This is a genomic window from Paraburkholderia sp. GAS41 (assembly GCF_050436545.1).
Lineage (GTDB): Bacteria > Pseudomonadota > Gammaproteobacteria > Burkholderiales > Burkholderiaceae > Paraburkholderia.
This window is the reverse complement of record NZ_JBNDMK010000021.1, coordinates 23,993-50,489: the sequence shown is the minus strand read 5'-3', so window position 1 is coordinate 50,489 and position 26,497 is coordinate 23,993. Positions and strand designations below refer to the sequence as shown.

24 protein-coding genes and 1 pseudogene are annotated in these 26,497 nt (G+C 62.4%); 21 read left to right on the top strand and 4 right to left on the bottom strand.

Translation table 11 applies throughout. The features are described from left to right. The first annotated feature begins 106 nt into the window (after positions 1 to 106). Together alc and P3T43_RS25285 are read left to right on the top strand one after the other, a co-directional pair. Entirely contained in the window at positions 107 to 1,117 is a 1,011-nt protein-coding gene (alc, locus tag P3T43_RS25290) for an allantoicase (RefSeq protein WP_429283744.1), read from the top strand. Positions 1,118 to 1,143: 26 nt separating this feature from the next. Continuing rightward, complete coding sequence (locus tag P3T43_RS25285; protein WP_429283743.1) at positions 1,144 to 1,632, top strand: ureidoglycolate lyase; 489 nt, start codon at positions 1,144 to 1,146, stop codon at positions 1,630 to 1,632. A gap of 184 nt (positions 1,633 to 1,816) precedes the next feature. On the opposite strand, the gene fur is transcribed toward P3T43_RS25285, so the two are convergent. Continuing rightward, on the bottom strand, positions 1,817 to 2,245 hold the full coding sequence (fur, locus tag P3T43_RS25280; protein WP_429283742.1) for a ferric iron uptake transcriptional regulator: 429 nt from the start codon (positions 2,243 to 2,245) through the stop codon (positions 1,817 to 1,819). A 164-nt stretch (positions 2,246 to 2,409) separates the two neighbouring features. Here fur and P3T43_RS25275 point away from each other — a divergent pair, with 164 nt between their 5' ends. The 9 genes from P3T43_RS25275 to P3T43_RS25235 all read left to right on the top strand — a co-directional run bounded on the left by P3T43_RS25275 (position 2,410) and on the right by P3T43_RS25235 (position 11,915). Next, positions 2,410 to 3,234 carry an outer membrane protein assembly factor BamE gene (locus tag P3T43_RS25275; RefSeq protein WP_429283741.1) on the top strand — a complete coding sequence of 275 codons (825 nt, stop codon included), beginning with the start codon at positions 2,410 to 2,412 and terminating at the stop codon, positions 3,232 to 3,234. A gap of 118 nt (positions 3,235 to 3,352) precedes the next feature. Beyond that, positions 3,353 to 4,150, top strand: a complete 798-nt coding sequence (gene dapB / locus P3T43_RS25270; protein WP_429283740.1) for a 4-hydroxy-tetrahydrodipicolinate reductase — start codon at positions 3,353 to 3,355, stop codon at positions 4,148 to 4,150. A 69-nt stretch (positions 4,151 to 4,219) separates the two neighbouring features. Continuing rightward, the gene (locus P3T43_RS25265; protein WP_429283739.1) at positions 4,220 to 4,924 is read left to right on the top strand and encodes a MotA/TolQ/ExbB proton channel family protein; all 705 of its coding nucleotides are present in this window, start codon (positions 4,220 to 4,222) and stop codon (positions 4,922 to 4,924) included. 18 nt (positions 4,925 to 4,942) lie between these two features. Continuing rightward, on the top strand, positions 4,943 to 5,374 hold the full coding sequence (locus P3T43_RS25260; RefSeq protein WP_429283738.1) for an ExbD/TolR family protein: 432 nt from the start codon (positions 4,943 to 4,945) through the stop codon (positions 5,372 to 5,374). A gap of 239 nt (positions 5,375 to 5,613) precedes the next feature. After that, entirely contained in the window at positions 5,614 to 8,205 is a 2,592-nt protein-coding gene (gene leuS, locus P3T43_RS25255) for a leucine--tRNA ligase (protein ID WP_429283737.1), read from the top strand. Between the two features lie 88 nt (positions 8,206 to 8,293). Then, a complete protein-coding gene (gene lptE / locus P3T43_RS25250; protein ID WP_429283736.1) occupies positions 8,294 to 8,845 on the top strand; it encodes an LPS assembly lipoprotein LptE in 552 nt (183 codons plus the stop codon). Positions 8,846 to 8,893: 48 nt separating this feature from the next. Beyond that, on the top strand, positions 8,894 to 9,982 hold the full coding sequence (holA, locus tag P3T43_RS25245) for a DNA polymerase III subunit delta (RefSeq protein ID WP_429283735.1): 1,089 nt from the start codon (positions 8,894 to 8,896) through the stop codon (positions 9,980 to 9,982). 177 nt (positions 9,983 to 10,159) lie between these two features. Continuing rightward, positions 10,160 to 11,431 carry a glutamate-5-semialdehyde dehydrogenase gene (locus P3T43_RS25240; protein WP_429283734.1) on the top strand — a complete coding sequence of 424 codons (1,272 nt, stop codon included), beginning with the start codon at positions 10,160 to 10,162 and terminating at the stop codon, positions 11,429 to 11,431. Between the two features lie 67 nt (positions 11,432 to 11,498). Then, a complete protein-coding gene (locus P3T43_RS25235) occupies positions 11,499 to 11,915 on the top strand; it encodes a CopD family protein (RefSeq protein ID WP_429283733.1) in 417 nt (138 codons plus the stop codon). Positions 11,916 to 12,090: 175 nt separating this feature from the next. Here the strand turns inward: P3T43_RS25235 and P3T43_RS25230 are convergent, their stop codons facing one another. After that, positions 12,091 to 12,936 (bottom strand): MurR/RpiR family transcriptional regulator, encoded by an 846-nt coding sequence (locus P3T43_RS25230; protein ID WP_429283732.1) that lies wholly within the window; start codon positions 12,934 to 12,936, stop codon positions 12,091 to 12,093. A 292-nt stretch (positions 12,937 to 13,228) separates the two neighbouring features. On the opposite strand from P3T43_RS25230, the gene edd reads away from it, so the two are divergent. The 4 genes from edd to P3T43_RS25210 all read left to right on the top strand — a co-directional run bounded on the left by edd (position 13,229) and on the right by P3T43_RS25210 (position 17,949). Continuing rightward, the gene (gene edd / locus P3T43_RS25225; RefSeq protein WP_429283731.1) at positions 13,229 to 15,100 is read left to right on the top strand and encodes a phosphogluconate dehydratase; all 1,872 of its coding nucleotides are present in this window, start codon (positions 13,229 to 13,231) and stop codon (positions 15,098 to 15,100) included. 2 nt (positions 15,101 to 15,102) lie between these two features. Continuing rightward, the gene (gene eda / locus P3T43_RS25220) at positions 15,103 to 15,744 is read left to right on the top strand and encodes a bifunctional 4-hydroxy-2-oxoglutarate aldolase/2-dehydro-3-deoxy-phosphogluconate aldolase (protein ID WP_429283730.1); all 642 of its coding nucleotides are present in this window, start codon (positions 15,103 to 15,105) and stop codon (positions 15,742 to 15,744) included. 326 nt (positions 15,745 to 16,070) lie between these two features. Further along, positions 16,071 to 17,444, top strand: a complete 1,374-nt coding sequence (locus tag P3T43_RS25215; RefSeq protein ID WP_429283729.1) for a GntP family permease — start codon at positions 16,071 to 16,073, stop codon at positions 17,442 to 17,444. A gap of 10 nt (positions 17,445 to 17,454) precedes the next feature. Then, positions 17,455 to 17,949: a gluconokinase gene (locus P3T43_RS25210; RefSeq protein ID WP_429283728.1), complete on the top strand. Its 495-nt coding sequence runs from the start codon at positions 17,455 to 17,457 to the stop codon at positions 17,947 to 17,949. A 111-nt stretch (positions 17,950 to 18,060) separates the two neighbouring features. Here the strand turns inward: P3T43_RS25210 and purB are convergent, their stop codons facing one another. After that, positions 18,061 to 19,449, bottom strand: a complete 1,389-nt coding sequence (gene purB / locus P3T43_RS25205; protein ID WP_429283727.1) for an adenylosuccinate lyase — start codon at positions 19,447 to 19,449, stop codon at positions 18,061 to 18,063. 154 nt (positions 19,450 to 19,603) lie between these two features. Here purB and P3T43_RS25200 point away from each other — a divergent pair, with 154 nt between their 5' ends. From P3T43_RS25200 to P3T43_RS25180, 5 genes and pseudogenes are all read left to right on the top strand, one after another. After that, positions 19,604 to 20,560 carry a LysR family transcriptional regulator gene (locus tag P3T43_RS25200; RefSeq protein ID WP_429283726.1) on the top strand — a complete coding sequence of 319 codons (957 nt, stop codon included), beginning with the start codon at positions 19,604 to 19,606 and terminating at the stop codon, positions 20,558 to 20,560. Positions 20,561 to 20,763: 203 nt separating this feature from the next. After that, complete coding sequence (locus tag P3T43_RS25195; protein ID WP_429283725.1) at positions 20,764 to 22,068, top strand: Glu/Leu/Phe/Val family dehydrogenase; 1,305 nt, start codon at positions 20,764 to 20,766, stop codon at positions 22,066 to 22,068. Between the two features lie 349 nt (positions 22,069 to 22,417). Beyond that, positions 22,418 to 23,311 (top strand): glutamate/aspartate ABC transporter substrate-binding protein, encoded by an 894-nt coding sequence (locus P3T43_RS25190; RefSeq protein ID WP_429283724.1) that lies wholly within the window; start codon positions 22,418 to 22,420, stop codon positions 23,309 to 23,311. Between the two features lie 17 nt (positions 23,312 to 23,328). Then, positions 23,329 to 23,454: pseudogene (locus P3T43_RS25185) on the top strand (amino acid ABC transporter permease); the annotation flags it as partial. Beyond that, a complete protein-coding gene (locus P3T43_RS25180) occupies positions 23,451 to 24,176 on the top strand; it encodes an amino acid ABC transporter ATP-binding protein (protein ID WP_429283723.1) in 726 nt (241 codons plus the stop codon). The pseudogene P3T43_RS25185 and the gene P3T43_RS25180, both read left to right, overlap by 4 nt. A gap of 131 nt (positions 24,177 to 24,307) precedes the next feature. On the opposite strand, the gene P3T43_RS25175 is transcribed toward P3T43_RS25180, so the two are convergent. Then, the gene (locus P3T43_RS25175; RefSeq protein WP_429283722.1) at positions 24,308 to 25,261 is read right to left on the bottom strand and encodes a class II glutamine amidotransferase; all 954 of its coding nucleotides are present in this window, start codon (positions 25,259 to 25,261) and stop codon (positions 24,308 to 24,310) included. Between the two features lie 169 nt (positions 25,262 to 25,430). On the opposite strand from P3T43_RS25175, the gene pyrC reads away from it, so the two are divergent. Next, the gene (gene pyrC / locus P3T43_RS25170) at positions 25,431 to 26,492 is read left to right on the top strand and encodes a dihydroorotase (protein ID WP_429283721.1); all 1,062 of its coding nucleotides are present in this window, start codon (positions 25,431 to 25,433) and stop codon (positions 26,490 to 26,492) included. The last annotated feature ends 5 nt before the right edge of the window (positions 26,493 to 26,497 follow it).

Here is a 26,497-nt window from a genome sequence, read left to right as displayed (position 1 = left end):
ACGACGGCAGAGCGTCAATAGCAAACACCTCATCCGGCGGGCGTCGAGCCCACAAGCGAACACCAGCACCCGCCGGTTTTCTCCTTCCTACGATTGACCGAGACCCATGGCTACTCCGATCCTCGACCCCAACGCCCCTGCCTTTACGCGCCGCTACATGAATCTGGCCGACCCGCGCCTCGGTGCGAAGGCGCTCTTCGCCAGCGACGAATTCTTCGCGCCGAAAGATCGCATGCTCGATCCGCAGCCGGCGGTGTTCATTCCCGGCAAGTACGACGATCACGGTAAATGGATGGACGGTTGGGAAACCCGTCGCAAGCGCACCACGGGGCACGACTACTGCGTGGTCCGGCTGGCGCGGCCAGGGGTGATCCATGGCGTGGATCTCGACACGAGCCATTTCACCGGCAATTTTCCGCCGGCGGCTTCGCTCGAAGGCTGCTATGCCGATGACGAAACTCCACCGGACAACGCCGAGTGGCACGTCGTCGTGCCGGCCATGACGCTGCAAGGCAATCAACACCATTACGTGGCCGTCGACGATGCCCGTGCCTTCACGCATCTGCGGGTGAATCTGTATCCGGACGGCGGGCTTGCGCGCTTGCGCGTGTATGGCCAGCCGAAGCGGGATTGGGAGCGCGTCGAGCGCGGTAGCCTGATCGATCTGGCTGCGATCGAAAACGGCGCTTACCTCGTCGCCGCGAACAATCAGCATTTCGGGCCGGCCTCACAGATGCTGATGCCCGGACGCGGCGTCAACATGGGCGACGGCTGGGAAACGCGGCGTCGCCGCGAGCCGGGTAACGACTGGGCGATCGTCGCGTTGGCGCGGCCTGGCGTGATTCGCAAGGTGGAAGTCGACACCGCTTACTTCAAAGGCAATTTTCCGGATCGCTGTTCGTTGCAGGCCGCGAGCGTGAGCGGTGGCACCGACGAATCGCTCGTCACGCAAGCGATGTTCTGGCCCGTGCTGATGGGCGAGCAGAAACTGCAGATGGACCACGTGCATCCGTTCGAGGCCGGGTTGGCTTCGCTCGGTCCGGTCACACATGTGCGTTTCAATATCTATCCGGACGGCGGTGTGTCGCGCCTGCGTCTGTGGGGCGAACTGGCGTAACGCAACCTCGTGGAGGAGACCGGGCTATGAAGACCCTGCAGATGGAACGTCTGACGCGTAGCGGCTTTGCGCCATTTGGCGACGTGATCGAACTGGATGGCGCGCGTCACTTTCCGATCAACGGCGGCACGACCGAGCGTTACCACGACCTGGCCAAGGTCGACATTGACGAGCAGCGCGGCCGGCCGCTGATCAATCTGTTTCGCGCGCAACCGCGTGCGCTGCCGGTTGAGATTGCGATGTTGGAGCGGCATCCGCTGGGTAGCCAGGCTTTCCTTCCGCTGGCAGGGGCGAGCTATCTGATCGTGGTCGCGCCGGCGGGCAAGTTCGATCCGACGCAGATGCGCGCGTTCTGGACCGAGGGTTGGCAGGGCGTCAATTATGCAAAGGGGGTCTGGCACCACCCGCTGCTTGCGCTTGAGCGCGTCAGCGATTTCGTGGTGGTGGACCGGGGTGGCGAGCAACCGAACTGCGACGAGATCGCGCTGGATGAACCTTGGCGCCTGGTGTGGTAGCGGCACGCGTTACCGATCGTTACGGATGCTGATTGCCGCCAGAGGGCTTTGACCGCGCTCACGCTTCGTTCAGCGCCGCGCCAGATCTCAGGGCGCAAAAAAACCCGGTCGACGTTCGACGACCGGGTTTCCTTTTATTACCCGCCGCGCTTGCCTGCCTTCACGCGCGCGGGCATCGTGCGCGTCAATGTTTGCGATGCGGGCAATTTTCCTTCGTGCAGGCACCGTACAGCGCCAGTGCATGTTCCTGCAACTTGAAACCGCGCTCCTTTGCGATTGCCTGCTGGCGGCTTTCGATTTCCTGGTCGTAAAACTCCTCGACCAGCCCGCAATCGATACACACGAGGTGGTCGTGGTGGGTGCCTTCGTTCAGCTCGAACACGGCCTTACCGGATTCGAAGTTGCTGCGTGAAAGCAGTCCTGCCTGTTCGAACTGCGTAAGCACGCGATATACGGTGGCCAGTCCGATATCGAGTTCTTCGTGCAGAAGATTGCGGTAGACGTCTTCAGCGGTCAGGTGACGCACCGGGCTGTGCTGGAAAATCTCCAGAATCTTGAGGCGCGGTAGGGTCGCCTTGAGGCCGATATTTTTCAGATCGGTTGGATTGGTCATGGCAAGGGATCCCTAGAGTACAATGCAGGGTTCTAATAGTAATGTGTTTTCGCTGTTCTGGTCATCTTCGATGCAATGAAACTCGCGCGGCTCGCCCATGAGGCAGGGCCCGCACGGTGAGTGAAATGATTTCAAAATCTCTATTGATCTACCGGGGGAGCCGCATGCGGGGTACCTTGATTGCTGCAGCGACTGTCGCGGTCCTTGCCGGATGCTCGACTTACGACAGCGTGACGCAGCGAATCGCCCAAAGCATAACGCCATATCGGATTACCGTCGTGCAGGGCAACTTCGTCTCAGCAGAGGCAGCTGCCCAGATGCAGGTTGGCATGTCGCGCGACCAGGTGCGCCTGTTGCTGGGCACACCGCTTCTCGCCGACATGTTCCACGCAGACCGCTGGGACTACGTGTTCTATTTCAAGCGCGGCAATACGAGCGTGGTGCAGCAGCGCGACTTTGTCGTGACTTTCGCGGGTGACCGTGTTGCCAGCTGGGCGGGTGGTGAGGATCTGCCGTCCAACCTCGAACTGCTCGCCGAAATCGACGGCGACAAGCGCGGCAAGAAGGCGTTTGCAGCAGCGGCAGCCGCTGCGGCCGCGAGCGCACCGGCCGCCGCATCGGGCACGGCCGCCGCCGCAGCGCCGGTTACGCCGCCGACGGATGCGGCCGCGGCCGCTGAGCAGTCGATGGCGCCAAACGCTGAAGCCGCGCAGGCAGCCAACCGCGCAACTGACGCGGTGCAGGCGCCGACCGGCAAGATCACGCCGTCGGTGCGGGCCAATACGCCGCAGTCGAACGGCGGCGTGCCGCAGAATGCAACGGTGCCGGGCCAGCCGCAGTTCCAGTTCACGCGTCCGCCGCCGCCCACGGTGCCGGGTGCGCCGCAGGACAACCCGGTGGGTCCGGCAGGTTCGCAGAGCAACAACGGTCCGACCCACAACGCCCCGCTGACGTCGTCCGTGCCGACGACCTCGGGAACGGGTAGCTAAATACGCTGTCTCTGATAATGACGGGCCGCGCGCGCAGCGCGAGCCCGTCATTTGTGTTTCTTCCGCCATTTCGCGATTTCCGCGGCGCACTTTGTGTCGCTTTTTGCACGTGACTGCCATGAACATTGCCATTGCCGGAGCATCGGGCCGTATGGGCCGAATGCTGATCGAAGCCGTCCTGAACGATTCTGCTGTCAAGCTTTCGGGCGCGCTGGTGCGAAGCGGTTCTTCGCACATTGGCGAGGACGCCGGGGCATTTCTCGGCAAGCAAATGGGCGTCGCGCTGACCGACGACATCGAGCAGGTGTTTGCCCAGTCCGACTATCTGATCGACTTCACGCGTCCGGCCGGCACGCTGGTGCATCTCGAAGCGGCGCTGCGCCACAACGTCAAGCTGGTGATCGGCACCACGGGTTTCGATGGCGAGCAGAAGGCGCAATTGCGCGCGGCGGGTGACAAGACCGGCATCGTCTTCGCGGCCAACATGAGCGTGGGCGTCAACGTCACGCTCAAGCTGCTCGAATACGCCGCGCGCCACTTTGCGACGGGTTACGACATCGAGATCATCGAGGCGCATCACCGCCATAAGGTGGACGCGCCGTCCGGCACCGCGCTGGCCATGGGCGAAGTCATCGCCGGCGCGCTCGGCCGCAATCTCGACGAATGCGCAGTCTATGGCCGCGAGGGCGTCACCGGCGGGCGCGATCCGTCTACCATCGGCTTTGCCGCGATTCGCGGCGGCGATATTGTCGGCGACCATACCGTGCTGTTCGCGGGCATCGGCGAGCGGATCGAAATTACGCACAAATCGGCGAGCCGGCTGTCCTATGCGCAGGGCGCGCTTCGCGCTGTGCACTTCCTCGAAGGCCGCGCAAACGGCTTTTACGACATGCAGGACGTGCTCGGCCTGCGCTGAGCGCTCCGTTCCGGCTGCGTCCCGTGCGCCACGTCCATGGCGGCGCACATTTTCCGACGGTGAGGTCCAATGGCAGGCACTGGCATTCTTCACTACCTGCAGTCCAGCGACACGATCACGCACGCCGTAGCCTACTTGCTGCTGGCCATGTCGGTGACGAGCTGGTGCTTCCTGCTCGTCAAGGGCTGGATGCTGGGCCGGGCAAAGCGTCAGGCGGCGCGCGCGCTTGCGCAATTCTGGCAGGCGCCGACCCTCTCGGAAGGCGTCGCGGCCTTGCGGCGCGCGGACAGCGAGCGCGTCTTCACACCGCTCGCTGAAGCCGCGCTGCATGCGGCGGAAGTGGATATCCCCGGTGTCTTGCTTGCCCGCGTCGAGCGCGGCGAGCGCGTGCTGCGGGCACTGCGGCAGGCGCTCACCACCTCGCAACGGCGGCTCGAATCGGGCCAGGTGCTGCTCGCGTCGGTGGGCAGCACGGCGCCGTTCGTCGGCTTGCTCGGCACCGTGTGGGGCATCTATCACGCGCTCGGCAGCATTGCCGCCAGCGGGCAGGCGATGATCGAAAACGTCGCCGGACCGGTCGGCGAGGCGCTGATCATGACGGCCTTCGGCCTCGTGGTCGCGATCCCCGCGGTGCTCGCGTATAACGTGCTCGGCCGCATGGTGCGGCAGTTGTCCGAGGAACTGGACGGCTTCGCGCACGATTTGCACGCTTACGTCTGCGCGCCCGCCACGGCCGCGCCCCAGGTGAAATCAGCCCAGCCCAGCTCGGCTTAAGTCAGGCAGGAGGTCGACATGGCATTCGGCGGACTCGAAAAACGGCAAACCGCGGCGCCGATGGCGGAGATCAACATGACCCCGCTGATCGACGTGATGCTGGTGCTGCTCGTGATCTTCATCATTACCGCGCCCTTGTTCACGCACGCGATCCCCCTCGATCTGCCGAAAGTCGCCGCCGCGCCGGCGCGTCAGACCCCGCAGACCATTTCGCTTTCAATCGACGCCGCGGGCAAGCTCTACTGGAACGGCGACGTCCTGACGCTCGACCAGATGCGTGCGCGTTTCGCGGAAGCCGGCAAAACGGCGCAGCAGCCGGACATCCAGTTGCGCGCCGAGCGCTCGACGCGCTACGAAGTCATCGCCCAGGTGATGGGTGCCGCGCAGCAGGCGGGACTCGAGCGGATCGGCTTCGTGACGGAGCCACCGCCGCCGGTGCTCAGTCACTAGGGACGCGCGGGTCGCCCCCTGACCCCAGATTCCCGTGTTTTCTGGGCTGGCGCGCCGGCAGACGCTCTCGCGGGCCCTGATCCCGCAAGCCCCGCCGCCCATACCGAGTCGCGCCTGCGTCGTCCCGAGTGGACGGTATAATCAACGTTTTCCCCTGCAAATGGGGAAACGACGCCATTTCATCAAGCAGAGCACCAGGCCCGGTGCGAAAGCACCGAACCCAGCGATCCCATCACACCATGCACGAAAAATACGTTCCCTCCGACGTCGAATCCGCCGCGCAAGGGCAATGGCGCGCCGTTGACGCCTACAAGACAACGGAAACCACCGACAAGCCCAAGTTCTACTGCGTCTCGATGCTGCCGTATCCGTCGGGCAAGCTGCATATGGGTCACGTGCGCAACTACACGATCAACGACGTGATGTACCGCTATCTGCGGATGAACGGCTATAACGTGTTGATGCCGATGGGCTGGGACGCATTCGGCATGCCGGCGGAAAACGCCGCGATGGCCAACAACGTGCCGCCGGCGAAGTGGACGTACGACAACATCGCTTACATGAAGAAGCAGATGCAGTCGATGGGGCTGGCGATCGACTGGTCGCGCGAAGTCGCGACCTGCAGCCCGGACTACTACAAGTGGAACCAGTGGCTGTTCCTGAAAATGCTCGAAAAGGGCATCGCGTACAAGAAGACCGGCACCGTGAACTGGGACCCGGTCGACCAGACCGTGCTCGCCAACGAGCAGGTGATCGACGGGCGTGGCTGGCGCTCGGGCGCGCTGGTCGAAAAGCGCGAAATCCCGATGTACTACATGCGCATCACGCAGTACGCGGACGAATTGCTGAACGACCTCGAAGGCCTCGGCTGGCCCGAGCGGGTCAAGATCATGCAGCAGAACTGGATCGGCAAGAGCTTCGGCGTGAACTTCGGTTTTCCGTACGAGATCGACGGCGAGCAGAAGGTGTTGCGCGTGTTCACCACGCGCGCCGACACGATCATGGGCGTGACCTTCTGCGCCGTCGCGGCGGAGCACCCGCTCGCCACGCGGCTCGCGCAGGACAAGCCGGAATTGCAGGCCTTTATCGAAGAATGCAAGCGTGGCGGTGTCGCCGAAGCTGACGTTGCGACGATGGAAAAGAAGGGCATGGGCACGGGCTTCCACGTCACGCACCCGCTCACGCAAGAGCAGGTCGAAGTGTGGATTGGCAATTACGTGCTGATGAGCTACGGCGAAGGCGCGGTGATGGGCGTGCCGGCGCATGACGAGCGTGATTTTGCCTTCGTCAAAAAATACGGTCTGCCGGTCAAGCAGGTGGTGACGGTCGAAGGGAAAGAGTTCGCGACCGACGCCTGGCAAGAATGGTACGGCGACAAGAACGGCACGCTGGTCAACAGCGGTAAGTACGACGGCCTCGCGTACACGCAAGCCGTGGATGCGATCGCGAGCGATCTGAAGGAACTCGGCCTCGGCGACAAGCAGGTCACCTACCGTCTGCGTGACTGGGGTGTCTCGCGCCAGCGTTACTGGGGCACGCCGATTCCGATCATCCATTGCAAGACTTGCGGCGACGTGCCGGTGCCGGAGCAGGACCTGCCGGTGGTGCTGCCGGAAGACCTCGTGCCGGACGGTACGGGTAATCCGCTCGCGAAGTCCGAAGCATTCGTGAACTGCACCTGTCCGAAGTGCGGCGCACCTGCCAGGCGCGAAACCGACACGATGGACACGTTCGTCGATTCATCGTGGTACTTCTACCGCTATGCGGCGCCGGACGCGAAGACAATGGTCGACGCCCGCACCGACTACTGGATGCCGATGGACCAGTACATCGGCGGTATCGAGCACGCGATCCTGCACTTGCTGTATTCGCGCTTCTGGGCGAAGGTCTCGCGCGATCTGGGCATTGTGAACTTCGGCGAGCCGGCGAAGAACCTGCTGACGCAAGGCATGGTGCTCAACGAAACCTATTACCGCGAAAGCGAAGCAGGCAAGAAGACCTGGTACAACCCGCTCGACGTCACGGTCACGCACGACGACAAGGGTCGTCCGCTCGGCGCTACCTCGATTGCGGACGGTGAGCCGGTCGTACTGGGCGGCGTCGAGAAGATGTCGAAGTCGAAGAACAACGGCGTCGACCCGCAGGTGCTGATCGACCAGTATGGCGCCGACACCGCGCGTCTCTTCGTGATGTTCGCGGCGCCGCCCGAGCAGCAGCTCGAATGGTCGGGCGCCGGCGTGGAAGGCGCGAGCCGCTTCCTGCGTCGCGTGTGGGGCTTCGGTCATGCCAATGAAGCCGGCTTGCGTCAACGCGGTTCGTTCGACGCCGCACAACTCGCCGAAACCGACAAGGTGCTGCGTCGCGAGATCTACAGCGTGCTGAAGCAGGCCGATTTCGACTACCAGCGTCTGCAGTACAACACGGTGGTGTCGGCGGCGATGAAGATGCTCAACGCGCTCGACAGCGCCAAAGGTGCAAACGCGGCGGTGCTGCGCGAGTGCTACGGTGTGCTGTTGCGCGTCCTGTACCCGGTCGTGCCGCACGCTACGTTCCAGTTGTGGCAGGAACTCGGCTATGCCGACGAATTCGGCACGCTGCTCGACGCAGCGTGGCCGAAGGTCGACGAAAAGGCGCTTGAGCAGGCCGAGATCGAACTCGTGCTGCAGGTGAACGGCAAGGTGCGCGGCGCTGTCAAGGTCGCGAAGGACGCCCCGCGCGATGTCATCGAGCAAGCCGCCCTCGGCCACGAGATGTTTGCCAAGTTCGCCGAAGGCAACGCGCCGAAGAAGATCATCGTCGTGCCGGGCCGTCTTGTGAACATTGTTGTGTGACGGTGCAGTCGGCCATGAGCAGTGCGCCGCTGCGAGCTGTAGCGGCACACGAACGGGGTACAGGATTTACTGCGAACCAGGAGCCAATGTGACTCGCAGATCGTTTTTGACGCTTGCGTGCGGGGTGATGGTGCTGTCGGCCTGTGGCTTTCAGCTGCGCGGTCAGCAAGACTATCCGTTCAAACGTCTGGCTCTGGTGGGCGCGCCGCCCGCATTCACGGGCCGTTTCAGTCGCATGGTGCAGGGCGGTAGCGACACGGTGATCGTCAATTCGACGGCCAACGCCGACGCTGTCCTGCGCGTGTCCGAAGGTCTCGGCAATAGTGTGCTGGCGATGAATTCGCTGGGCGTCGTCGAAGAGTACCAGCTGAACTACACGTTGAGCTACACGCTGATCGGTGCCGATGGCACGGTGTTGATTCCGGGCAGCGTGATTTCGTTGAATCGCGCGATGACCTATAGCGATGAGTTCTCGCAATCGAAGAGCTCGGAAGCGGACCTGCTGTACGCCGATATGCGCAACGACGCAGTGGATCAGTTGACGCGCCGTCTCGGCGTGGTGCACTCGCTGCATCCGGCTCCGGGCCAGGGGGTGCCACCTGTGGCGCCGCGCGCTCCGTTGCCGCCGCCGCCGCTTTGAGCGTCGTTCTGGTTGGTCATACCTTGTCACTCTCGCTGATCCGTAGCCATGCAACTGCGACTTGACGCGCTCGAAACACACCTCGCGAAGGGACTCGCCGGCTTGTACGTCGTGTACGGCGACGAGCATCTGCTCGCGCAGGAAGCGGGTGACCGCATCCGCGCCACCGCGCGCGCGGCCGGTTACACCGACCGCTCGGTATTTACGGTCGAGCGTGGCTTCGACTGGAGCTCGCTGTTGGGCGCGAGCCAGTCGATGTCGCTGTTCGGCGACAAACAGCTGGTCGAGCTTCGCATTCCGTCGGGCAAGCCGGGCAAGGAAGGTGCGGACGCGCTGAAATCGTTGGCTGACGCGGTCAATCCGGACGTGTTGACGATGATCACGTTGCCGCGTCTGGATGCCGCCACGCAGAAGTCCGGCTGGTTTACCGCGTTGTCCGAGGCTGGCGTGGCGTTGAAAATCGATCCGGTTGAGCGTGCGCAGTTGCCTAACTGGGTGGGTCAGAGGCTTTCGCAGCAGGGCCAACGCGTGGCTGCGGGTGAAGAAGGCCGGCGCGCGTTGCAGTTCATCGCGGAGCGGGTCGAAGGCAACCTGCTCGCCGCGCATCAGGAAATCCAGAAGCTCGGGCTGCTGTATCCAGCAGGCGTGCTGAGCTTCGAGCAGGTTCAGGATGCCGTGCTCAACGTGGCACGGTATGACGTGTTCAAGCTGAACGAGGCCATGCTCGCGGGCGATGTCGGCCGTCTTGCGCGGATGCTCGATGGTTTGCGCGGCGAAGGCGAGGCGGCGGTGCTGGTGTTGTGGGCCGTCGTCGAGGAAGTGCGCACGCTGTTGCGGATCAAGCGCGGCGTTGCGGCCGGCAAGCCGTTGGCCATGCTCACGCGCGAAAACCGCGTGTGGGGGCCGCGTGAACGCCTGATCGGGCCGGCGTTGTCGCGTGTCACGGAAGCTGCGCTGGAGAAGGGGCTCGCGCTTGCCGCGAAGCTCGATCGTCAGGTGAAGGGGTTGTCCGGCGGCACGCGTGGCAACCACCGCAACGATCCGCCGCCCGATCCGTGGGACGGCTTGTTCGAACTCGCCATGACGGTGGCGTCGCCGGCGAAGTCCGGACCGGTGCCAGCGCGACGTCCAGGTTGAGCCGTTAGAGACTCACGCTCGGGCACGGTCTCACTGTGCAACGCAAGCCGCTCAGCCGGCTCCGCCGGTTGACGGCGGCACGAGCAGGTCGTCGTCACCCGCCTTACAATCGTTTGATGTTTCGCCACTTCTGTCTGTCCGCTGCATATGAACGTGCGCGGCAATACGAGAATCACCATGGATATCGACCAGTACATGACCGACCTCGGCCGCCGCGCCCGCCACGCATCGCGTGCAATGGCGCGAGCGTCGACGGCGGCGAAAAACGCCGCGCTCGAAGCGGTGGCGCACGCCATCGAACGCGATGCGGCACAGTTGAAGGAAGCCAATGCCCGTGACCTCGCCCGCGCCCGCGATAAAGGCCACGACGCTGCGTTCATCGACCGTCTGACACTGTCGGACAAGGCGCTGAGGACGATGGTCGAAGGCTTGCGTCAGGTAGCGGCGCTGGCGGATCCGATCGGCGAGATCAGCAATCTCAAGTACCGTCCAAGCGGTATCCAGGTGGGGCAGATGCGCGTGCCGCTTGGCGTGATCGGGATCATCTACGAATCGCGTCCCAACGTGACGATCGACGCCGCCGCGCTGTGTCTCAAATCCGGCAATGCGACGATCCTGCGTGGCGGTTCGGAGGCGCTCGAATGCAACACGGCGCTGGCGAAGCTGATCGGCGAAGGTCTGGAAACCGCCGGCTTGCCGCAGGACGCCGTGCAAGTGGTGGCCACGTCGGATCGCGCCGCGGTCGGCAAGCTGATCACGATGACGGAATATGTCGACGTGATCGTGCCGCGCGGCGGCAAGAGCCTGATCGCAAGGCTGATGGAAGAGGCCCGCGTGCCGATGATCAAGCATCTGGACGGCATCTGCCACGTGTACGTCGACGATCGCGCGGATCTCGCGAAGGCGCTGAGCGTCTGCGACAACGCCAAGACACACCGCTACGGCACCTGCAACACGATGGAGACCTTGCTGGTGGCGCGCGGCATTGCCAACCAGGTGCTACCGCCGCTAGGAAAACTGTATCGCGGCAAGGAAGTCGAGTTGCGGGTCGATCCGGCTGCGCGCGCGGTCCTCGAAGCCGCAGGCGTCGGCCCGCTGGTCGACGCGACCGAGGCGGACTGGAGCACCGAATACCTCGCGCCGGTGCTGGCCATCAAGGTGGTGGACGACCTCGATGCGGCTATTGATCACATCAACACCTATAGCTCGAAGCACACGGACGCGGTCGTCACCGAAGACCATGATCGGGCGATGCGCTTTTTGCGCGAAGTAGACTCAGCGAGCGTGATGGTCAATGCGTCGACCCGTTTCGCCGATGGCTTCGAATTTGGCCTGGGCGCGGAAATCGGCATTTCGAACGACAAGCTGCACGCGCGCGGGCCAGTCGGGCTGGACGGTCTGACATCGCTGAAGTACATCGTGCTGGGGCACGGCGAGGGTCGGCAGTAAGCCTCTTTGTCCGTGCGTCTCATATGACAGCCAACCACAAGATCAACACGCCGTGTCAGGACTGCCGATGCTCTGGGTAAAAACGTTTCACATCATTCTGATTGCTTCCTGGTTTGCCGGCCTGTTCTATCTGCCGCGCATCTTCGTCAATCTGGCAATGGAAACGGAACCTGCCGCTACGGCACGGCTGCTTGTCATGGCGAGGAAGCTGTACCGCTTCATGACGTTTATCGCCTTCCCGGCGCTCGCCTGTGGGTTGTGGTTGTGGCTCGTGATCGGTATTGGACGCGGGCAGGGCTGGATGCATGCGAAGCTGGGCGTCGTGGCATTGCTGATCGTCTATCACTTTTATTGTGGCCGGCTACTCGCGACCTTCGAGCGAGGCGAAAACCGTCGCTCGCATCAGTGGTATCGCATGTTCAATGAACTGCCTGTGCTGGGGATGCTGGCGGCCGTGGCGTTGGTGGTGATCAAGCCTTTTTAAAACCTTCTCGGATATTCGGCTGCGTGTAGGTTGTTGCAGACTTCGAATTGAAAAGGGCAGTTTGCCGGTTCGGTAAACTGCCTTTTTTATGGTCGCGTCTAGCAAACGGTTGCCTCAACTCGACGCAAATTCGTAGCGGCAGAGCTGCGCGACGCGTAGTACGAGACACGATGTATTACGCCCGCGGATCGATCCGTCGCCGGTTCAACACTTCTTTCGCCTGCGCCAGCTTTTCGACCAGCTCCGGTCCTCGGCTCAACGCGACGCCTACCGCGAGAATATCGCCGATCGCCAGATGCGAGACGCGCGACGTCATCGGCGAAAAGATATCCGTATCCTCATCCACGTTGGCAAACAGGCCCACGGTTGCGAGCCGCGCCAGCGGCGAATTGCCGTGGGTGATGGCGATCACTTTGGCGCCCGTAGCAAGCGCGGACTTCACCGCATCGATGATGTCGCGCGTGCGCCCCGTGTTCGATATCGCCACCACCACGTCGCCTTCACCTAGCAGCGTCGCCGACATCAGAAACGTATGCGGGTCCGAATACGCAACGCTCGGCATGCCGAGGCGAAAGAACTTGTGCTGCACGTCGAGCGCGGCAATGCCGGAACCGCCCGCGCCGTAGAACTCGATCCGCCGTGCATGCGTGAGCAGCGTAATAGCAGCGGCCACACTGTCCGACGACAGATTGTTGCGTACCTGGATCAGCGCCCCGATGGTCCGGTCGAGCACCTTGGCGGCCACGCCAGGCGTTGGCTCGTCGGGACGCACGTCGCGATAGACGGCCGGAACCTCGGCAGCAATGCCCTGCGCCAGCCGGATCTTGAACTCGCGAAAGCCGGAAAAGCCAAGCGCATGGCAAAAGCGCGCAATGGTCGGCTGGCTCACGCCGGCACGCGCAGCCATCTCGTTCATCGACAGATCGAGTACCTCGCGCGGCGCCTCGATCACGTAGTCGGCCAGCTTGCGCTCGGAGGGGCGCAACTGGTCTCGCATCTCTTCCACCTGGGACAGCATCATTGGAAAACTCGCACTATGCTGAAGAATGCGTGGACTATAGCTGATTGCCAAAGATGTACAAAAACTACATTTCGCGCAGTAGGTGTATTCCCTAGGTACAGTCCGCTTTAGGCTTAAGCGGCGCCAGATGGTGCGTTGCGGCGAACGAGGGGCGATGCAAGGATTGGGATTATCGACATTGCGATCGTGTAGTTTTTCTACTAAACTCTGGTGGTCGGCTTGATCCGACGTCCCCGCGACCCCACCTGGCCCTGCGCGCCTGTTCGCCACCGCCAGCGACGAAGGAGCTTCGATGGTTTCCCCGCATTCGCAATTGCTCAAGGTCACGCAACGCGTGATCGAACGCAGCAAGCCCACTCGCGACGCCTATCTGGCCCGCATCGACAAGGCCCAAGGCAAGTTTCCGGTACGCGGCGCGCTGTCGTGCGCGAACCTCGCCCACGGCTTTGCTGGCCTCGAAGGCAACGACAAGCTGGTGATCAAACAGATCCGCGAGCCGAATATCGGCATCGTGTCCTCGTACAACGAGATGCTGTCCGCGCACGCGCCGTTCAAGAATTATCCCGACATCATCAAGCAGGCCGCCCGTGAAAACGGCGGCGTGGCGCAGTTCGCGGGCGGCGTGCCGGCCATGTGCGACGGCGTGACGCAAGGCAATGCGGGTATGGAACTGTCGCTGTTTTCGCGTGAAGTCATCGCCATGAGCACGGCGGTCGCACTCACGCACAACATGTTCGACGCCGCCCTGTGCCTCGGTATCTGCGACAAGATCGTGCCGGGCCTTCTGATTGGCGCGCTGCAATTCGGCCACATTCCGACCATCTTTGTGCCGGCCGGCCCAATGACCAGCGGTCTTGGCAACGACGACAAGGCGAAAGTCCGCCAGCAGTTCGCCACCGGCCATTGCGACCGCGGCGCGCTGCTCGAAGCGGAAGCTGCCGCGTATCACAGCCACGGCACCTGCACCTTCTACGGCACCGCCAACAGCAACCAGATGCTGATGGAAGTGATGGGCCTGCATCTGCCGGGCTCGGCCTTCGTGCATCCGCACACGCCGCTGCGCGACGCGCTCACCGCGCAAGCCGCGCGCCGCGTGCTCGACCTGACGGTGGAGCGCGGCAACTACACGCCGATCGGCCATGTGGTCGACGAGAAGGCCATCATCAACGGCATCGTCGCGCTGCTGGCGACGGGCGGTTCGACCAATCACACGCTGCATCTGGTGGCGATTGCGCGCGCTGCGGGCATCGTGATCGACTGGGACGACTTCGACCACTTGTCGCAAAGCGTGCCGCTGCTCGCGAAGATCTATCCGAACGGCAAGGCCGATGTGAACCACTTCCACGCCGCGGGCGGGGTCGCTTTCCTGGTTCGCAATCTGCTGGAAGGCGGCTTGCTGCATGAGGACGTCAACACGGTGGCAGGGCGAGGTCTGCATCACTACACCGAAGAGCCCAAGCTGCTCGACGGCAAGCTGACGTGGGTGGCGGGTGCCACCGAGAGCCATGAAACCGCCGTGCTGCGCAGTATCAAGGAGCCGTTCCAGCCGGACGGCGGCTTGCGCCTGATGCAGGGCAAGCTGGGACGCGGCGTCATCAAGATTTCGGCGGTTGCAGCGCAACATCGTAAGGTGAAGGCGCCGGCCATTGTGTTCGATTCGCAGGAAGCCGTGCAGGAAGCGTTCGACAAGGGCGAGCTGAAGCGCGATTTCGTGGCGGTGGTGCGCTTCCAGGGCGCACGCGCAAACGGCATGCCTGAACTGCACCGTTTGACGCCGTTGCTCGGCGTGTTGCAGGATCAAGGTTTCCACGTTGCGCTCGTCACGGACGGACGCATGTCGGGCGCCTCGGGCAAGGTCCCTGCGGTGATCCACGTTTCGCCGGAAGCGTTGCTGCAAGGGCCGATCGGCAAGGTGGTCACGGGCGACATGCTGGTGATCGATGCGGAAGCCGGCGTGCTCGACGTCGAGATCGACGCGGCCGAATGGGCGGCGCGGCCGGAAGCCGTGCCGCAGCATCAGGCGGAAAACGAGGTCGGCTTCGGCCGGGAACTGTTTGGCGTCTTCCGTGCGGCGGCTGCGCCCGCGGAACTGGGCGCCTCGGTATTTGGCCCGATGGTGGGTGAAGTTCACGCAAGCCACGCGCTGCAGAAACAAGGAGTCTGACTATGACGGCAATAAAAGTAAGCGACATCGTGCGCCTCGGCCCGGTGATTCCCGTGTTGGCATTCGACTCGGCGGAGCAGGGCGAGAACGTGTCGCGTGCGCTGCATGCGGGTGGCGTGAAGGTGCTGGAAATCACCTTGCGCACGGCAGCGGGTCTCGAAGCGATCGAACGCGCGAGCCAACTGGCGGAAGACATCGTCGTCGGCGTGGGCACGATTACGAAGCCGGAGCATTGTGCGCAGGCGAAGAAGGCGGGCGCCCGGTTCGGCGTCTCACCGGGTCTCACCAAGGATATGCACAAGGCCGCGCAGGACGCCGGTCTGCCGCTGCTGCCGGGTGTGATGACACCGAGCGACATCATCACCGCGCTCGAACTCGGCTACGAGATCGTCAAGTTCTTCCCGGCGCAGCAAGCCGGCGGCGTGCCGATGCTGCAAGCTTTTCATGGCCCGTTCCCGACACTGAAGTTCTGCCCGACCGGTGGCATCACCGCTGAAACCGCTCCCAATTTCCTCGCACTTCCGAACGTGGTGTGCGTGGGCGGTTCCTGGCTGACGCCGAAGTCTGCGGTGACGGCGCAGAACTGGGATGAAGTCACGCGTCTCGCGCGTGCGGCGAGCCAATTGGCCGCGCCGGCGCATTGAGTCAAGGTTGACCTGAGTCTGGCGACGCCTGCGGTAACGCGGCAGGCGTCAGCGTAACGGGCTCATGAACCCGATCAACCACGTCAAGGTCAGTGCGAAAGCACAGGGAGCCTCGCCGATGCAGCCTGTCCGGCTGCAGCAGCGAGGCTCTTTTTTATCTGCCTGGGGCTTTTCGCGCGCTCCCTGCGCAAACAGACAGTAGAATCAAAAGTCCATGCGGTTGCCCGGAATACCGCGGTTGCGCGTGAGGCATCGAGAGACGCAGCGCGACAGAGGCCACCCCAGACCTCTGCGCTCATAACCAACAATTCAAAAGGAGGAGCTCCATGGGAGCTAGCCATGGCAGCTTGCTGCTGATTTACGCGGTGATCGCCATCGCCGCGCTGATCCTGCTGATCACGCGCTACAAGGTTTATCCATTCCTCGTCCTCATCATCGTTTCGCTGCTGCTCGGACTCGTGGCCGGCATGCCGATGGGCACCATCGTCAAGTCGTTCGAAACCGGCAATGGCAACACGCTCGGCCACATTGCGATCGTCGTCGGCCTCGGCACCATGCTCGGCAAGATGATGGCCGAGTCCGGCGGAGCGGAAAGAGTCGCCACGACCCTGATCGACAAATTCGGCGAAAAGCATATTCACTGGGCGATGATGGTGGTGGCGATCATCGTCGGCTTGCCGGTGTTCTTCGAAGTGGGTTTCGTGCTGCTGATTCCGATCGCATTCAACGTCGCCAAGCGCACCGGCAAGTCGTTGCTGCTGATCGGTCTGCCGATGATCGCCGGTCTGTCTGTCGTGCACGGCCTGATTCCGCCGCACCCTGCGGCCATGCTCGCGGTGCAGGCCTATCACGCGGATATCGGCAAGACGATTGCGTATGGCCTGATTGTCGGTGTGCCTTGCGCGATCGTCGCGGGGCCGCTGTTTGCATTGCTGGTCAGCCGTTATATCAAGCTGCCCGAGAACAATCCGCTTGCTGCGCAGTTTCTCGGCTCGGCCTCGGAAGACAAGGAGAAGCAGACGAAGCGTGAATTGCCGAGCTTTGGCGTAACGCTGTTCACGATTCTGCTGCCGGTGATTCTGATGTTGATCGGCAGTTGGGCGGACCTCGTGTTCACACCGAACACCTTGCCGAACGACCTGCTCCATTTCGTGGGCAATTCGGACGTGGCGTTGCTGATCGCAGTGCTGGTCAGCTTCTGGACCTTCGGTGCGAAGCGCGGCTTCAACCGCGAGCAGATCCAGAAATTCTGCGGCGAATGTCTGGCGCCGATTGCCGGCATTACGCTCATCGTGGGCGCAGGCGGCGGCTTCGGACGCGTGCTGATGGACAGCGGCATTTCGAAGGAAATCGTCAACGCGGCTACGGCCGCGCATCTGTCGCCGCTGCTGTTCGCATGGGCCGTTGCTGCGCTGATTCGTCTGGCGACCGGCTCAGCGACGGTTGCCATGACGACCGCTTGCGGCATCGTCGCACCCATCGCCGCGGCAGGCGGTGTCCAGGTGCGTCCGGAGTTGCTGGTGTTGGCAACGGGCTCGGGCTCGCTGATTTTTTCACACGTCAACGACGGTGGCTTCTGGCTGATCAAGGAGTATTTTGGAATGACGGTGGGGCAGACGTTCAAGACGTGGTCGCTGCTCGAAACGATCATTTCGTTGATGGGTTTGGGTTTGACCTTCGCACTGTCGACGGTTCTGTAAGGAGTAGCGAATGATTCTGATCGCAATGGGCGTCTCGGGCGCCGGCAAGACGCGGATTGGCGAAATGCTGGCGGAGCGCATGCAATGCGCCTTCACGGATGGTGACGCGTTTCACAGCGCGGCCAACAAGGAGAAGATGCACAAAGGCATTCCACTGACCGACGAGGACCGCTGGCCGTGGCTCAAGACCATTCGGGCGGCGATTGAGGAAAAGCAGCGTGCGCAGGAGGATGCGGTTTTTACGTGTTCGTCGCTGAAGCGTTCATATCGCGACATCCTGCGCGGCGGCAACAGGGACGTGGTGTTCGTCTATCTGAAGGGCTCGTACGAAGTGCTGCATGAGCGCCTGGGGACGCGTACTGGTCACTTCTTCGATCCGTCGCTGCTGCAGAGTCAGCTGGATACGCTCGAAGAGCCGGGTACGGACGAGGCGATTACGGTGAGTATCGAACTATCGCCGGATGCGATCGTGGACGAGGTGTTGGTGCAGATGAAGGCGCGCTGAGTCACGCAGTCACACAGTCACGCGGCTTTTGAAAAGCTAAAAAAATGGCGCTCCTTGGAGCGCCATTTTTGTCTCTGCCCGCCGTGCTGGCGCGTAGCGTGTTAGCGCTGCTTATGCAATCCGCTTCGCCAGTTCGATGGCCTTGCCCACATACGATGCCGGCGTCATGACGAGCAGGCGCTCCTTTGCGTCGGCGGGAATATTCAAGCCGCCAATGAACGTCTGCAGCGCCTCACGGGTAATGCCCTTGCCGCGCGTGAGTTCCTTCAGTTGCTCATACGGATTTTCGATGCCATACCGGCGCATCACGGTCTGCACCGGCTCGGCCAGTACTTCCCAGCAGTTATCCAGATCTTCGTTCAGACGTGCCGGGTTCACTTCGAGCTTGTCGAGACCGCGAATCAGCGCGTCGTAGGAAAGCAGCGAGTAGCCCAACGCGACGCCGATATTGCGCAGCACCGTCGAGTCGGTCAGATCGCGCTGCCAGCGCGAGACAGGCAGCTTCTCGGCGAGGTGGCGCAGCGTCGCATTGGCGAGGCCGAGGTTGCCTTCCGAGTTTTCGAAGTCGATCGGATTGACCTTGTGCGGCATGGTCGACGAACCGATCTCACCGGCCTTCAGACGTTGCTTGAAGTAGCCGAGCGAGATGTAGCCCCACACGTCGCGGTCCAGATCGAGCAGGATGGTATTGGCGCGCGACACGGCGTCGAACAGCTCGGCCATGTAATCGTGCGGTTCGATCTGGATCGTGTACGGGTTGAACTTGAGCTTCAGACGCTTCTCGACCACTTCGCGCGAAAACGCTTCCCAATCGAACTCGGGATACGCCGACAGATGCGCGTTGAAGTTGCCCACCGCGCCGTTCATCTTGCCGAGCAGTTCGACCTTTTCGATCCGCTCGATCGCTCGCGCGAGACGCGCCGCGACGTTGGCGATTTCCTTGCCGAGCGTGGTCGGGCTGGCCGGCTGACCATGCGTGCGCGAGAGCATCGGCTGCGCGGCTTGTGCGTGAGCGAGGGCGACAAGCCGTGCATGCACCGAACGCAGCGCCGGCACGATGACGTGCTCACGCGCGCCGGCCAGCATCAGACCGTGCGAAGTATTGTTGATGTCTTCCGAGGTGCACGCGAAGTGAATGAATTCGCTCGCGCGTTCCAGTTCCGGCTGACCCTTCACCGATTCCTTGAGCCAGTATTCGACCGCCTTCACGTCATGGTTCGTGACGCGCTCGATTTCCTTGATGCGTGCGGCGTCGTGCGCGGTGAAGCGCTCGGCCAGTTGCAGCAGGAATTGTTCGGACGCTTCGGAAAAGCGTGGCACTTCGGCGAAGCCGGCCTGCGAGAGCGCGATCAGCCAATGGATTTCAACCGTCACGCGATGGCGCATGAATGCGGCTTCCGAGAGCCAGTCGCGCAGGGCTTCGGTTTTCGACGCATAGCGGCCGTCGAGAGGGGAGAGCGCGGTGAGCGCGAACAGGGTATCGGGGCGGGTGTCGGACATGATGGGGGCGTGACAGCTCGGTGAGCAGATCGGAAACGGAGGGAACCGCGAATTTTACCACCGCACGGGGCGCGCTCCTGATTCGGCTGGCTTCGCAGACGACTCGCCCGGCTAGAATGCTGACTTCTTCTTTCCCGCTCGTCGCAGGGTCCGCATGGAACTGAAATGGCTCGAAGACTTCGTTTCGCTCGCGGAAACGCGCAGTTTTAGCCGGTCCGCGGAGTTGCGGCACGTCACCCAGCCGGCGTTTTCGCGCCGTATTCAGGCGCTGGAAGCGTGGCTCGGCACGGAACTGATCGACCGTTCGGTTTATCCGACGCGTCTCACGGCGGCAGGGCAGATCTTCTACGAGCAGGCGCTCGCCATGCTCTCGCAGTTCCACGAGGCGCGCACGTTACTGCGCGGCCACATGGCAACGCCCGCGGCGACCATCGAGTTCGCGGTGCCGCACACGCTTTCGTTGACGTATTTTCCACGCTGGCTGCAACGCATCGAGGCGCAGCTCGGACCGGTGCATACCCGTTTGCGCGCACTAAACGTCCATGACGCGGTGCTTTCGCTGGTGGAAGGCGGCTGCGATCTGGTGATGGGTTATCACCATCCCAGTCATCCGGTGGCGCTCGATCCGGCTCGCTACGACATGCTGACGCTCGGCATTGAGCCGATCAGTCCGTTCTCCGCACCGGCCCGCGCCGGCCGCGCGCGCTACACGCTGCCGGGTACGCCGGACGAACCGGCGCCGTATCTGTCGTACACACCGAACGCGTATCTGGGCCGCATGACCGAGGTCATCATTGCGAATGCGCCGGGCCGGCTGTATCTCGATCAGCTCTACGAGACCGACATGGCCGAGGGTCTGAAAGCGATGGCGCTGGCCGGTCACGGCATTGCATTCCTGCCGCATAGCGCAGTGGAAGACGCGGTTGCGGAAGGCAAGCTGATCCGCCTCGACCGCGCGATGCGCGGGACGCCGGAAGGGCAGTTCACGCTGACCATGGAGATCCGTCTGTATCGCGACAAGCTGGCGGCGCAAGGCGAGGATGCGCGCCACGTGCTGGTACGGCAACTGTGGGACGCGGTGAGCGGAGAGCTGGCCCAAAGCGCGGCGTAAGCTCGCGGGAAGCGCTGGCTGACATCACGCACCGTGTGCGCGGCCTAGCACCGCACGACTGCATTGTTATGCCCGATGCGACGGCTTTTTGCGGATTTTCAACGTTATGCACAAAAGACATAACGGGATGATCAAACGGCATTGGATTTCAAAAGGGCGATTTTCGACAATGACGTCATTCGGTCAAAACGCTTGGAGCGTTCATGTCATCCCAACCGCAGTCCGCATCGTCGTTGCAATCCGTCCCGTCCTATCTGAATAGCGACAACCTCGGCCCCTGGGGCAACTACCTGCGTCAGGTCGACCGCGTCGCGCCGTATCTCGGCTCGCTGTCGCGCTGGCTCGAAACCCTCAAGCGTCCGAAGCGTATTCTCATCGTCGACGTGCCTATCGAACTCGATAACGGCACGGTCGCGCACTTCGAAGGCTATCGCGTGCAGCACAACGTTTCGCGCGGTCCGGGCAAGGGCGGTGTGCGTTATCACCAGGACGTGACGCTGTCGGAAGTGATGGCGCTGTCAGCATGGATGTCGGTCAAGAACGCGGCCGTGAACGTGCCGTACGGCGGTGCCAAGGGTGGGATTCGCGTCGATCCGCGTACGCTTTCGCGGGGTGAGCTCGAGCGCGTCACGCGCCGCTACACCAGCGAAATCGGCATCATCATCGGACCGAACACCGATATTCCCGCGCCGGACGTGAACACGAACGAGCAGATCATGGCGTGGATGATGGACACGTACTCCATGAACCAGGGCCAAACGGCGACGGGCGTAGTGACGGGTAAGCCGATCACGCTGGGCGGTTCGCTGGGTCGTAAGGAAGCAACCGGTCGCGGCGTGTTCGTGGTGGCCGCGGAAGCCGCGCGTCGCATTGGCGTCGACATCGAAGGCGCACGCATCGCCGTGCAAGGTTTCGGTAACGTGGGCGGCATCGCCGCACGCCTGTTCCAGGAAGCCGGCTCGAAGCTGGTTGCAGTACAGGACCACACGGGCACGATTCACAAGTCCTCGGGTATCGACGCCGTCGCGCTGCTGGCGCACGTGGCGAAGACTGGCGGCGTGGGCGGGTTCCCGGAAGCGGACGCCATCGCGGCGGACGATTTCTGGACCGTCGAATCGGACATCCTGATCCCGGCTGCACTGGAAAATCAGATCACCGAAAAGAACGCCAGCAAGATCAAGACGAAGATCGTCGTGGAAGGCGCGAACGGTCCGACCACGACCGCGGCGGACGACATCCTGCACGACAAGGGCATCCTCGTGATTCCCGACGTGGTGGCGAATGCCGGTGGCGTGACGGTGTCGTACTTCGAATGGGTGCAGGACTTCTCGAGCTTCTTCTGGACTGAAGACGAGATCAACCAGCGTCTCGAGCGCGTGATGCGCGAAGCGTTTGCCGCGGTGTGGCAAGTGTCGAGCGAACAGAAGGTATCGGTGCGTACGGCCGCGTTTATCGTCGCCTGCAAGCGCATTCTCGAAGCGCGCGAACTGCGCGGCCTGTATCCGTGATCGGCCAGGTTTAGTTTTCTTTCAGTTTCCCTTGTGGTTATCGCGGTCGAACAGACCGCGGGTCTCCTCGACGGACGGCATCGCTACGATGTTGTCCGTTTTTTTTTATGCGCGCGTTGGATTCGTGCACGGACCGGTGGGCGCAAGGGTCCCGGCAAGGTAACCTGTCAGCACTTAAGCGGTTGCAGTGGTTTTCAATTCAATTACAGCCTCTGGAAGATAATGGGCGCTTTGCGAGGCTTGGTCTGGGCCCAGAGTAAGGCGCTAAAGCGCCAACTCTGGTCGACCGCTTTGCATGGGGCTCGAGTAAGGCGCTAAAGCGCCAACTCGCGCCGACAGGAGATCACGTATGAAGGTTAGGAAAGCTGCGCTTTTAGTCGCGACGCTCGGGCTGTTTGCCGCGAGCGCGCAGGCGCAGGACGCCGGTACACTAAAAAAGATCAAGGATACGGGCGTCATTTCCCTCGGCTATCGCGAGTCCTCGATTCCGTTTTCGTATTACGACAACCAGCAGAACATCATCGGTTACTCGCACGACTTCATGGTGAAGATCGTCGAGGCAGTCAAGCTGAAGCTCAACACGCCTGATCTGAAGATCCGGCTGAATCCCGTCACGCCGCAAAACCGTATTCCGCTGGTGCAGAACGGCACCGTCGACCTCGAATGCGGTTCCACCACGAACAACGCCGAGCGCGCGCAGCAGGTCACGTTTTCCAACACGATCTTCGTGATCGGCACCCGGCTGATGACGCGCAGGGATTCGGGCATCCGAAGCTGGCCGGATCTCAAGGGCAAGACGGTGGTGACGACCGCCGGGACCACCTCGGAGCGTCTCCTGCGCAGGATGAACCAGGAGAAGGGCATGGGCATGAACATCATCAGCGCGAAGGATCACGGCGCGGCGTTCGAGACGCTCGCCGAAGGGCGCGCGGCGGCCTTCATGATGGACGATGCGCTGCTCGCCGGCGAACGCGCGAAATGGGGCAATCCCAGTCAGTTCGTGATCGTCGGGACGCCGCAGTCGGAAGAAGCGTACGGCTGCATGATGCGCAAGAACGACCCGGAGTTCAAGAAAGTGGTCGACGTTGCCATCGCGAAGATAGAAACCTCGGGTGAAGCCGATCAGATCTATCAGAAATGGTTTCAATCGCCGATTCCTCCTAACGGCCTGAACCTGAATTTTCCGGAAAGCGACGCCATCAAGGCGCTGTTCAAGAACCCGAACGACAAACCGATCGACTAGCCGGGCGCGGCGCCCTGGCGAATAATGGCGATCGTGACGGCGGGAGCGCCGGAATGGTACTGTTCGCGGGCACGGATGGGTTCGTGGTCCCGGCAAACACATCGAGCCTCGTTAAAGGTCTTCAGAAAAAGGTCGCAAGATGATTTCTATCAAGAACGTTTCGAAGTGGTACGGTCAGTTTCAGGTGCTGACCGACTGCACGACGGAAGTCAAAAAGGGTGAAGTCGTGGTGGTGTGCGGCCCGTCGGGTTCGGGCAAGTCCACGCTCATCAAGACGGTCAACGGTCTCGAACCGTTCCAGAAAGGCGAGATCACCATTGACGGTCAATCGGTGGGCGACAAGAAGACCAACCTGTCGAAGTTGCGAGCGAAAGTCGGCATGGTGTTCCAGCACTTCGAACTGTTCCCGCATCTCTCGATCACGGAAAATCTGACGCTGGCGCAAATCAAGGTGCTGAGCCGCTCGAAGGACGAAGCGGCGGCGAAGGCATTGAAGCTGCTGGATCGCGTCGGCCTGCGTGCCCATGCGGACAAGTTTCCGGGCCAGCTATCGGGCGGTCAGCAGCAGCGTGTGGCGATTGCCCGCGCGCTGTCCATGGATCCGATCGCCATGCTGTTCGACGAACCTACCTCGGCGCTCGATCCGGAGATGATCAACGAAGTGCTCGACGTGATGGTCGAACTGGCGCAGGAAGGCATGACCATGATGTGCGTCACGCACGAAATGGGCTTCGCGAAGAAGGTCGCGCACCGGGTGATTTTCATGGACAAGGGGCTGATCGTCGAAGACGACCGCAAGGAAGACTTCTTTGCCAATCCGAAGTCGGATCGGGCGAAGGATTTCCTGGCGAAGATTCTGCACTGAGGACAGTCGCCGCTGCGGTGTGCCGTGCGTGATGAACGGCGCCTGGACCTGAAAACGCAAAACGCCGCTCAATGAACTTCAGAGCGGCGTTTTCGTTTGCAGCGAGCGTTAGGCGGTGCTGGCCGTTTGCGTCAGGATTCGAACGCGGCTGCGTCATCCGCTGCTTCGACATCGAGCATGTCGGATTCTTGCACGGTGGGATTGCGACTGGCCGCGACCACGCTTGCGAGCGGCAGCGATGTGGAAGCTGACGCGGACACATCCGTTGCCGGGTTGCGGAGTTTCGCGAGCACGCACGGCGGCACCGGCACGTTCACGCGGCCTGCTACGTCGCCGTGCTGGAACATCAGCAGGTCGCCGGGCTGGAACGCGGTCCACACTTCGTTGTCGGTCAACGGCTGGGTGGCGATGACCGCGACGCGGTCTTCGGGCGTGGTGTACTTGGCGAAATCGATCGACACGTCGGCGTCGACCAGATGCGCAGTCGAAAACGGCCAGCGGCGCACGATGTAGTGCAGGTTGGTCGAGCAATGCGCGAACAGCGCCTGGCCATTCGACATCAAAAAGTTGAACACGCCGAACTGCGTGATCTCGCGCGTGAGCGTGCCGAGTACAGCGAACAGTTCTTCGAGCGGCGGCTGCGTGGTGGGGAAGGCCTTACGCAGACCTTGCAGCAAGGCGCAGAACGCGAGTTCGCTATCCGTGGTGCCGACCGGCTGGTAGACGCCGGTCAGGAACGGTGAATAGTCCTTAAGATCGCCGTTGTGCGCGAAAATCCAGTGACGGCCCCACAGTTCGCGCATGAACGGATGGCAGTTCTCCAGCTGGATATGCCCTTGCGTGGCCTTGCGAATATGCGCGATCGTGTTCTTCGACTTGATCGGGTAGCGCTTGACCATTTCGGCGATCGGCGAGGTCGCGGACGACTGATGGTCGATGAAGAGGCGGCAGGCCTTGTCTTCGAAGAAGGCGATACCCCAGCCGTCTGCATGGTGATCGGTGACGCCGCCGCGCGCCGCAAAGCCGGTAAACGAGAACGTGACGTCCGTTGGCGCGGCGCAGTTCATTCCGAGAAGTTGGCACATGTTGCTGATGCGGAGCGTCTTAACAGGGTGACCCGTTACAATGATGATTTTCCAAGCATATCACCGAGCCAGGCGCGTCAAATAGCTAAATTGACCTATGTATATGCCGCAACGTCGCGGTTTGCTCGTGTCAATATTGCCGGCGCACCGGGTTTGTCAAATTCTCGCCATGACTGCTTCCACTGCTTCTATCGATTCCCTGACATTTGCCCGCCCTGACGACTGGCATCTGCACGTGCGCGACGGCGCCATGCTGGCGGCAGTGCTGCCGGACACCGCGCGCCAGTTCGGCCGCGCGATCATCATGCCGAACCTGAAGCCGCCGGTCACGACCACGGCAATGGCGCAGGCGTACCGCGAACGCATCGTCGCGGCGATCCCGGCCGGCGTGAAGTTCGAGCCGCTGATGACGCTGTACCTGACCGACAACACGCCGCCCGACGAGATTCGCCGCGCGCGCGAAAGTGGCTTCGTGCATGGTGTGAAGCTCTATCCGGCGGGCGCCACGACCAATTCAGACGCGGGCGTGACGGACATCATGAAGTGCGCGAAGACGCTTGAGGTCATGCAGGAAACCGGCATGCCGCTGCTGATTCACGGCGAAGTGACGGATTCGTCCATCGACCTGTTCGACCGCGAGAAGGTGTTCATCGACCGCGTGATGACGCCGCTGCGCCGCGCGTTTCCGGCGCTGAAGGTGGTGTTCGAGCACATCACGACCAAGGACGCGGTGGACTACATTCGCGAAGCCGGTGTGGCGCCGGGGCTGCTCGGCGCGACCATCACGGCGCACCATCTGCTGTACAACCGCAACGCCATCTTCCAGGGCGGCATTCGTCCGCATTACTACTGTCTGCCGGTGCTCAAGCGCGAAACGCATCGCGTGGCGCTGGTCGAGGCGGCGACTTCGGGCAATCCGCGCTTCTTCCTCGGCACCGACAGCGCGCCGCATCCGAAGGGGTTGAAGGAGCATGCGTGCGGTTGCGCGGGTTGCTATACGGCACTGCATGCGCTCGAACTGTATGCGGAAGCCTTCGATCAGGCTGGCGCACTGGATAAGCTCGAAGGGTTTGCGAGCTTCTTCGGCGCGGACTTCTATGGTTTGCCGCGCAGCAGCGAGCAGGTCACGCTGCGCCGCGAGCAGTGGACGCTGCCGGCCGAGCTGCCGGTCGGCGATACGCCGGTCGTGCCGTTGCGCGGTGGCGAGCCGATCGGCTGGCGGATGGTCTGAGCCAG